This is a genomic window from Streptomyces sp. FH025 (genome assembly GCF_017427025.1).
Lineage (GTDB): Bacteria > Actinomycetota > Actinomycetes > Streptomycetales > Streptomycetaceae > Kitasatospora.
In genome coordinates this window covers 1-8205 of record NZ_JAFLNG010000336.1, presented here as the reverse complement: position 1 = coordinate 8205, position 8205 = coordinate 1, and the positions used below count along the sequence as shown (strand labels likewise).

The window sequence follows — 8205 nt, the reverse complement described above, 5'->3', positions numbered from 1 at the left end:
ACGGCGGCGGCGGGCGGCGGGCCGAGCGGGTGGCCGGCGTCGGCGAGCAGGCCGTGGAAGCCGCGGGCGATCAGATGGTGCCCCTCGGCGCTGGGGTGGAGGCGGTCGACACTGAGCAGCCGGCGCTCCTCGTGCCAGGGCAGCTCCGCGATGTGCAGGTGCACCGCCCGGTGGCGCGCGGTGAGCGCGTGCACCACGGTGTTGACCGCCCCCATCCGCCGGGCCAGCGGGCGGCCGAGCGGCGTCGGGAGCCGGAGCAGCGAACCGGGGTCGGGCAGGCAGGCGGTCAGCAGGGTCGCGCCGTGGCCGGACAGTTCACCCAGCGTGGCGTCCAACTCCAGGGTGGTGCGCCGGATGTCGAAGCCCGTTCGCAGAGTGTCGTTTCCGCCGACCACCACCGCCGCCAGCTGGGGCTGTTTGGCCAGGGCGCCAGGAAGTTGACGAGTCGTCAGCTCGGATGTCAGCGCCCCGCTGTACGCCAGGTTGGTGAACTCGACCTCCCGGCCCCCGGGCGCCAGCGAGTGCGCCAGGACGGCGGCCCAGCCGCGCCACCCCTCGCCGACCTGGTCCCCGACCCCTTCCGTCAGCGAGTCGCCGAGCGCGACGAACCGCAGCAACTCGCCTGCTCCTCCGGCGCCACCAATGGCCGCCCGGTCAGGCCCGGTGTCCAGCATGCTCATCCCGACCCCCGTTCACCGCCTCGAAGTTCTCCGCTCCATGGGCCGCCAGGAAGGCGGCCACCGCCGCCGGCCAGCCGTACCGCTCGGCCTGCGCCCGGGCGGCCGAGCGCCGAGCCTCCTCCGGCCTGGCCAGCAACTCCCGTACGGCCGCCGCGAATCCGTCCCCGGTGTCGGCGGCCGCCACCCCGGCGGGCCCGATCAGCGCGGGCAGCGCGGAGGAGCGGCTGACCGCGACCGGCGTGCCGCAGGCGAGCGCCTCCAGCGCGGCCAGCCCGAAGGTCTCCACCGGGCCGGGCGCCAGCACCACGTCCGCGCAGCCCAGCAGCCGGGCGACGGCCTCGCGCCCGTCGAGGTGCCCGAGGAGGCGCACCGGCAGGCGCAGTCGCGCGGCCCGGGCCGCCAGCCGCTCCCGCAGCGGGCCCGTCCCGGCCACCACCAGGACGGCGGGCAGCCCGCGCGCCCGCAGCCGGGCCAGCGCCTCGACCGCCCGCTCGGGCCGCTTCTCCGCCGAGAGTCGTGAGCAGAGCACCAGCAGCACCTGTTCCGGGGCCGCGTACCGGGCCCGCTCCGCCGCCCGCTCGGCCGGCGGCAGCGGCCGCATCGCCGCCAGATCCACCCCGAGCGGGGCCCGGACCAGGTTCGGCGCGCCGATCCGGCGGAACTCGGCCGCCGCCCAGTCGGTGGTGCAGAGCACCGCGTCGTAGGCGCGGGCGGTGGCCGCGTTGAGCCGGTCGGCGGCCGCGGTGGCGAGCGGGCCGGGCACGCCCCAGGTGCGCAGCACCCCGGTGGCGCTCTCGTGCGAGACCATCACCGAGCGGACGCCGTGCCGCCGGGCCCAACTGCCGGTCCAGCGCAGGGTCGTACGGTCGGAGACCTCCAGCCGGTCGGGGCCGAGCCGGGTCAGCTCGGCGGCCACCGCCCGCCGGTCGGCGAGCAGCCGGTAGCCGCCGCTGGCGGGCAGCACCGGACCGGGCAGGGTGACCACCAGGCCCTGCTCGGTCTCCTCCTGCGCGCGCCGCTCGCCGGGCACGATCAGCACCGGCCGGTGGCCCGCCGCCCGGTACCCGGCGCCGAGGTGGCGCAGTGCGGTGCGCAGCCCGCCGGAGACCGGGGTGACGAAGTTGGCGAGCCGCACGATGGTCAGGGGCGCGGTCATGCCGGCAGCTCCTCCGGCAGGACGGGCGGCACCACCGCCGGTGCGACCGCCGCCGGGGGAGCGGGCGGCAGCGGCAGCCCCCGGTGCTCGGCCAGCACCTCGGCGTAGTGCCGCAGCAGCAGGTCGCCGACCGCCTCCCAGGTGCGGGCGGTCACCTCGGCCCGTCCGGCCCGCCCGTACGCGGCGCGTCTCGCCGGATCGGCGGCCAGCTCGGCCACCGCCCGGGCGACGGCGGCCGCGTCCCTCGGTGGTACCAGCAGTCCGGTGCGGTGGTGGGCGACCAGGTCGAGCGGGCCGCCGGCGGCCGGGCCGATCACCGGCACACCGCTGGCCATCGCCTCCTGGATGGTCTGGCAGAAGGTCTCCAGCGGGCCGGTGTGGACGAACACGTCCAGTGTCGCGAAACATCGCGCCAGCTCCTCGCCGGTGCGGCGGCCCAGGAACACCGCGCCGGGCATGGCGGCCTTGAGCCCGGGCGCCGAGGGGCCGTCCCCGACCACCACGACCCGCACCCCGGGGAGGGCGGAGGCCGCCGCCAGCAGGTCCACCCGCTTCTCCGGCGCCAGCCGCCCGACGTACCCGACCAGCACCTCGCCGCCCGGGGCGAGCGCCCGGTGCAGCGCCTCGTCGCGGTGCCGGGGGTGGAACCGCGCCGAGTCCACCCCGCGCGGCCACAGCTGCACCCGGGGCACCCCGTGCGCGGTGAGGTCCTGTGCGGCCGGGGTGGACGGCGCCAGCGTGCGGGCGGCCGCCCGGTGCACGGCCCGGATCCGCCGCCAGGCGGCGGCCTCCCCGAGCCCCCGCCCGGCCCGGTAGGCGTGCGCGTACCCGGCCAGGTCGGTCTGGTAGACGGCCACGGCGGGCACTCCGAGCCGCGCCGCGACCTGCATCCCGCGCGCGCCGAGCACGAACGGGCTGGCCAGGTGCACGAGGTCCGGCCGGTGCCCGGCGATCGCGGCCGCCAGCTGCCGGCTCGGCAGGGCGATCCGCACCTGCGGGTACCCGGGCAGCGGCATCGAGGGGATCCGCACCACGGGGATCTCCACTCCGCCGGTGCCGCCGAAGGTCTCCGGCGGGCACTGGGCGCCCCGCGCGGGCGCGGGGGTGACGACGAGGGGCTGGTGGCCCCGGCGGGCCAGGTGCTCGGCCGTCCGCAGCACGCTGTGGGCGACTCCGTTGACCTCGGGCGGGAAGGATTCGGTGACGATGGCGACGCGCATGCCGGAGTTGTGTCCGCGCCCGGCGTGCTTCCGGCCAAAGGGATCTGTCGTGCAGACGAACGCGGGTCGGCGATTTGCACCGCCGACCCGCGTGTTCGGTACCAGCCGTCTCAGGCCGACCCGGTGGCTTCCTTCAGTTCCGCGTACGGTGCGAGCTTGCGGATCGACTCGATGCTCTTCAGGCAGTCGTCCCTGCTCTCGTGCGGGTCGCCGGTCACCACGATCGACCCGTTGCTCGCCTTGAGCCGGAACCGGTGCATCCCGCTCTCATCCTTGTACAGCTCGAATTTCCCGGCCATGCCAGTGAAAGCCTTTCACTTGAGTGGCCCCCTGGCTCGCACCGTACGGTCAAATCCCTTGCGCGGCACGTCAGATGATCCATCCGAGTGCCTGGTCAGGCCGGTCCCGTCGCCAGTCCGGTGATCGTCGCGGTGAGGACGCGGGCGAGGCGGGGCTCGACCTCGATGACGGCGTGGGCGAGCCGGGGGTCGCTGCGGTAGAGGGCGGCGACCTCCGCACCCGGGTTGGCGATCTGCCACAGCGCCCCGGCGAGGGAGACGGCGGTGGCGATCAGGTCGGTGACGTCCTGCTCGTCGAGCGAGGGCAGCTGTGCGCGGACGGCCGCGGTGATCGGCTCGCGGGCGGCGAGGGTGGCGAGCTTGAAGTCGCGCACCGCGGTGAGCGAGACGTTTCGCTCGAGGTTGAGCGGGGCGTGGGCGAGAAGGTCGCAGAACAGCCCGCGGGCCGCGAGCGTGGCGGCGAACGCCCGCGCGACGGCGGCCGGGCCCGGCTCGGCGGTCTCCCGCAGGCGCGCGGACAGCGCGTCCGACCACTCCTGCCAGCCCTCCGCGGTCAGCCGCAGGAAGATCTCCTCGCGCGTCTCGAAGTACCGCAGCAGCGCCGACTTGTGCATCCCGACCGCGCCGGCGATGTCCGTGAGGCTGATGTCCCTGATGCCGCGTTCCCGGCCGAGCGACCGGGCGGCCTCCAGGATCGAGGCCTCGCGTTGCCGCTTGGCCTGGGGAGAGCGTGCGCGCTGGAACTCCGATGCATCCACTCGCCCATGGTAGGGCAACACCGTTGCCCTAATAGCGCAACGGTGTTGCGGTATTAACGCAACGGTGTTCTACTAAGGGCATGGAACAGACCACGGAACAGACCTGGTTCATCACCGGCAGCTCGCGCGGCTTCGGCCGCACCCTCGTCCGGGCGGCGCTGGAGGCCGGCGACCGGGTGGCCGCGACCGCCCGCCGCCCCGAGCAGCTGGCCGACCTCGCCGAGGAGTTCGGCGACCGGATCCGCCCGATCGCCCTCGACGTCACCGACCAGGCGGCCGCACGCGCGGCCCTCGCGGAGGCGCACGCCCACTTCGGCCGGATCGACGTGCTGGTCAACAACGCCGGCTACGCCAACGTCGCACCGATCGAGACCGTCGAGGACGCCGACTTCCGCGCCCAGTTCGAGACCAACTTCTGGGGCGTGTACAACGTCACCAAGGCCGCGATCCCGCTGCTGCGCGAGCAGCGGGGCGGGCTGGTCATGCAGTTCTCCTCGATGGGCGGGCGGGTCGGCGGCTCCCCGGGGATCGCCTCCTACCAGGCGGCCAAGTTCGCCATCGACGGATTCAGTCGCGTCCTGCGTGCCGAGACCGAGCCGTTCGGGGTGAAGGTGCTGGTCGTCGAGCCCAGCGGCTTCCGCACCGACTGGGCCGGATCCTCGATGGTCGTCCACGACGTTCCGGAGGCCTACGCCGGGACGGTGGGGGCTATGAACGCGCGGATGCGACAGAGCGGTGCCGGCGCGGCGGGCGACCCCGCCCGCGCCGCCGGGATCCTGGTGCGGATGGCCAAGCGGCGCGACATCCCCCACCACCTGCCGCTCGGGGTCAACGCGGCCGAGGGCTCCATCGCCATGGACCGGCGACTGCTGGAGGAGGACACCCGGTGGCGCGAGGTCTCCCGCTCGGCCGACTTCGCCGAGCCGTACCCCGCGGCCTTCCCGCCCGACGTGGCGCACTGAGCGGCCTCCGAACGCACCCGTGGCGGGTGCCGGACGATTCCGGCACCCGCCACGGGTGTGCGATTCGGGGGGAGGCTCAGCCGGTGCGGCGGCGCCCGGCCAGCCAGACGTAGACCAGGACGCCGGCGAAGAGGAAGAGGACGCCCTGGTAGACGGCCGCGTAGCCGGCGCCGGCCAGCAGCCACAGGGAGAAGGCGAAGGCGCCGAGGCCGAGCACGGCGTCCCGCACCAGGTGGGCGCCGTTGACCTTGTCGGTGGCGCCGCGGACCAGCCAGTAGAGCTGGGCGGCGGTCGAGAGCAGATAGGGGACGGTGGCGGTGAAGGTCGTGACCAGCACCAGGATCTCGAAGGCGCCCTTGGCACCGCTGGCGAAGTTGAGCACGGTCAGCCCGGAGGCCAGCGCGACGCCGATGATCACGCCGAAGGTCGGCACCCCGCGCTTCTCCTTCGCGAAGACGGCCGGGAACAGACCGTCCTTGGCCGCCGCGTACGGGGCCTGGGCGGACAGCAGGGTCCAGCCGTTGAGGGCGCCGACCATCGAGATCAGCGCGGCGACGGCGATCACCGTGCCGCCCCAGGAGCCGCCGAACATGACGTTCACGGCGTCCGAGAACGGCGCGCTGGAGTGGACCAGCCGGTCGTGCGCGACGGTGCCGAACACCGCGAGCGTGCCCAGCAGGTAGACCACGGCCGCGCCGGTGGTGCCGAGCACACTGGCCCGTCCGACGTTGCGCTCCGGGTCGCGGACCTGGCCCGCGCTCATCGCGGCCGACTCCACGCCCAGGTAGCTGAACAGCAGGATCGCCGCGGCGGCCGACATTCCGCCCATCCAGCCCTGGCCGCTGGCGTCGAACGGCCCGAGGTTCTTCGGATCGAAGAAGAACAGCCCGCCCACCGAGACCAGCAGCAGCGGGATGAACTTCAGGACCGTGGAGACGAGCTGGACCGCCCCGACGTACCGGGTGCCGGCCAGATTGGCCAGCGCGGGCAGCCACTGGAGGGCCAGCGCGGCGGTGATCTCCAGCGGGACGGAGTGGTTCATGGGCACCAGCACGTCCAGGTAGCCGACGGCGGCCACCGCGAGCGCCGCGTTGCTGACCCAGGTGGTGATCCAGTACGACCAGGCGGACAGGAAGCCGGCGAAGTCCCCGAAGGCCTCGCGGGCGTAGACGTACGGCCCGCCGGTGCGCGGGTTGCGGCGCGCCAGCTGCCCGAAGACCAGCGCCAGCGCGATCGCGCCCACGGTGAGGACGGCGAAGGCGGCCAGGCTGACCGTCCCGAACGGCGCCACGGCCGCGGGGATCATGAAGATTCCCCCGCCGATGATGTTGCCCATCACCAGGGCGGTGGCCGTCGGCAGCCCGAAGCGGCGGATCTTCGACGGAGCGGGGGTGGCCTGGTCCGGGTTCTCCGGGCCGATCGGCCGGGGCGCCTGCCGGGTCGCGGCGGGGCTGGTCTGCATGAGGGTGGTGCGCCTTTCGTGGTCCTGCTCGCGCTCGGTGGAACCACGAGCCACGACTGCCCATGCTCCGGCCACGCGGTACCTTGCACCAAATCGATGGGATTTGTTCATCCAGGCCGGTGGATCGCCGAAAGACTTGCGGTCGCGGGGCGGTCGGACGGGCACTCGTCCGGCGCGCTTCGAGCGCTCGTTCGACCGTAATTGCGCTTGTGTGACCGTGTTCGTCCGGCCGGGGGAGATGGTTCACCCGAACGCCCCAGCCGGGTTGCGGCGCGCGCTCGACCGTGTGGGTCCGTGTGCCAACCTTGGCGCGGCGCCTCCCCGGTGGAGCGCCGCCCGGCCCGTCGATCGGTCGAACAGGCCGTTCGGGGGCGCGGGTTGAGGACCAGAGACGAACCAGAGGACATCAGATGTCGCTTCGTGGGAAGATCCGCAAGCTCGCCGTCGTCGTTGCCGTGACCGGTGCCGTCGTGGCGGTCCCGACCTCGGCCATGGCGGGGGGTTTCGCGCCGGCGCAGTCGTCCGGCCAGAGCCTGGAGTCCGGCTCCGCGGGCGTCGGCCTGTTCGGTCCGCACGCCACCTGGTTCAACTTCGCCGAGCACAGCCAGAGCGACTGCGGCTGCTGATCCCTTCGCACCCGAGCCCGGAGGCCGCCCGTCGGCCCCCGGGCTCTCGGCCGTCCGCGCGGGCTCTCAGGCCGCGACCGCCGCCCGCTCGCGCAGTTCCTTCAGCACCGCGATGTCCATCGCGTGCCCGGTGCCGTCCCCGCCGTGCTTGCGGTCCGGGGTCTCCACCAGCAACGGCACCCCGGCCGTCTCCGGGTGTTCGAACAGTTCGCGGAACGGCTCCGCGCCGATCATCCCGGCGCCGATGTTGGCGTGCCGGTCCTTGCGGGCTCCGACCACGTCCTCCGAGTCGTTGGCGTGGATCAGCCGCAGCCGGCCCGGCCCGGCGGCCGAGGCCAGGGCGTCCAGCGCGGCCGTCACCCCGCCGGGCGCCGCCAGGTCGTGCCCGGCGGCGAACGCGTGGCAGGTGTCCAGGCAGACGCCGACCTTCGGGTGCTCGTCCAGCGCCTCGACGAACTCGGCCAACTCCTCCATCCGGGAGCAGAGCGAGCTGCCCTGCCCGGCGGTGGGCTCCAGCAGCAGCCAGGGCGCGTCCTCGCCGAGCGCGTCCAGTTCGTCCAGCAGCGGCCGGACGTCGGCGCGCACCTGCGCCATCGCCTCGGCCCGGCGCGAACCGCCGCCCGGCGCCGTACCGACCGCCGAACCGGTGTGCAGGACGACGCCGAGCGCGCCGATCGCGTGGCCCCGGTGCAGCGAGTGCCGCAGCGAGACCGCCGAGCGCTCACGGGTCGCCGGATTGTCCGAGCCGAAGTTGATCAGGTACGGAGCGTGCACCCAGGCCGGGACGCCCCGCTCGGCGCAGGCGGTCCGGAACTCCTCGTCCTGCGCCGGACTGCCCGGGGGAGTGGCCCAGCCGCGGGGGTTGGCCACGAACACCTGCACCGTCTCCGCGCCCACCTTCCGCGCGTACGCCAGACCCGTCCCGGCCAGGCCGCGGGCGGCCACCGGGACGTGGGCGCCGATCGGATTGCGGACGGCGGTGACGGACGGGACGGGCGCGGTGCTCATGCCCCCGAGCATGTCACGCGCCCGGGCGGGGGCG

9 protein-coding genes are annotated in these 8205 nt (G+C 74.5%); 2 read left to right on the top strand and 7 right to left on the bottom strand.

What is annotated here, in order from left to right; all coding sequences use genetic code 11:
- The 5 genes from J0670_RS22630 to J0670_RS22610 form a co-directional block, all read right to left on the bottom strand.
- The coding region (locus J0670_RS22630) for an SGNH/GDSL hydrolase family protein (RefSeq protein WP_243437371.1) at positions 1 to 617 on the bottom strand (617 nt) is incomplete at its 3' end.
- Between the two features lie 37 nt (positions 618 to 654).
- A complete protein-coding gene (locus J0670_RS22625; RefSeq protein WP_207813481.1) occupies positions 655 to 1836 on the bottom strand; it encodes a glycosyltransferase in 1182 nt (393 codons plus the stop codon).
- On the bottom strand, positions 1833 to 3056 hold the full coding sequence (locus J0670_RS22620) for a glycosyltransferase family 1 protein (protein WP_207813480.1): 1224 nt from the start codon (positions 3054 to 3056) through the stop codon (positions 1833 to 1835). Before J0670_RS22620 ends, J0670_RS22625 begins: the two co-directional genes overlap by 4 nt.
- A gap of 110 nt (positions 3057 to 3166) precedes the next feature.
- On the bottom strand, positions 3167 to 3355 hold the full coding sequence (locus J0670_RS22615; RefSeq protein WP_207813479.1) for a DUF1508 domain-containing protein: 189 nt from the start codon (positions 3353 to 3355) through the stop codon (positions 3167 to 3169).
- Between the two features lie 95 nt (positions 3356 to 3450).
- Positions 3451 to 4113: a TetR/AcrR family transcriptional regulator gene (locus J0670_RS22610; protein ID WP_207813478.1), complete on the bottom strand. Its 663-nt coding sequence runs from the start codon at positions 4111 to 4113 to the stop codon at positions 3451 to 3453.
- A gap of 80 nt (positions 4114 to 4193) precedes the next feature.
- Here J0670_RS22610 and J0670_RS22605 point away from each other — a divergent pair, with 80 nt between their 5' ends.
- Complete coding sequence (locus J0670_RS22605; protein ID WP_207813477.1) at positions 4194 to 5075, top strand: SDR family NAD(P)-dependent oxidoreductase; 882 nt, start codon at positions 4194 to 4196, stop codon at positions 5073 to 5075.
- A gap of 76 nt (positions 5076 to 5151) precedes the next feature.
- Here J0670_RS22605 and J0670_RS22600 read toward each other — a convergent pair whose 3' ends face one another.
- Positions 5152 to 6537 carry an amino acid permease gene (locus tag J0670_RS22600; RefSeq protein ID WP_207813483.1) on the bottom strand — a complete coding sequence of 462 codons (1386 nt, stop codon included), beginning with the start codon at positions 6535 to 6537 and terminating at the stop codon, positions 5152 to 5154.
- A gap of 410 nt (positions 6538 to 6947) precedes the next feature.
- Between J0670_RS22600 and J0670_RS22595 the strand changes: the two genes are divergently transcribed.
- The gene (locus J0670_RS22595; RefSeq protein WP_207813476.1) at positions 6948 to 7163 is read left to right on the top strand and encodes a hypothetical protein; all 216 of its coding nucleotides are present in this window, start codon (positions 6948 to 6950) and stop codon (positions 7161 to 7163) included.
- A gap of 66 nt (positions 7164 to 7229) precedes the next feature.
- Here J0670_RS22595 and J0670_RS22590 read toward each other — a convergent pair whose 3' ends face one another.
- Entirely contained in the window at positions 7230 to 8171 is a 942-nt protein-coding gene (locus tag J0670_RS22590) for a deoxyribonuclease IV (RefSeq protein WP_243437372.1), read from the bottom strand.
- Between the last annotated feature and the right edge of the window lie 34 nt (positions 8172 to 8205).

Excerpts from the sequence above, each read along its gene's own strand:
- J0670_RS22605 (WP_207813477.1), top strand. The coding sequence starts at position 4,194 with ATGGAACAGACCACGGAACAGACCTGGTTCATCACCGGCAGCTCGCGC.
- J0670_RS22625 (WP_207813481.1), bottom strand. The coding sequence starts at position 1,836 with ATGACCGCGCCCCTGACCATCGTGCGGCTCGCCAACTTCGTCACCCCG.
- J0670_RS22600 (WP_207813483.1), bottom strand. The coding sequence starts at position 6,537 with ATGCAGACCAGCCCCGCCGCGACCCGGCAGGCGCCCCGGCCGATCGGC.
- J0670_RS22595 (WP_207813476.1), top strand. The coding sequence starts at position 6,948 with ATGTCGCTTCGTGGGAAGATCCGCAAGCTCGCCGTCGTCGTTGCCGTG.
- J0670_RS22620 (WP_207813480.1), bottom strand. The coding sequence starts at position 3,056 with ATGCGCGTCGCCATCGTCACCGAATCCTTCCCGCCCGAGGTCAACGGA.
- J0670_RS22615 (WP_207813479.1), bottom strand. The coding sequence starts at position 3,355 with ATGGCCGGGAAATTCGAGCTGTACAAGGATGAGAGCGGGATGCACCGG.
- J0670_RS22590 (WP_243437372.1), bottom strand. The coding sequence starts at position 8,171 with ATGAGCACCGCGCCCGTCCCGTCCGTCACCGCCGTCCGCAATCCGATC.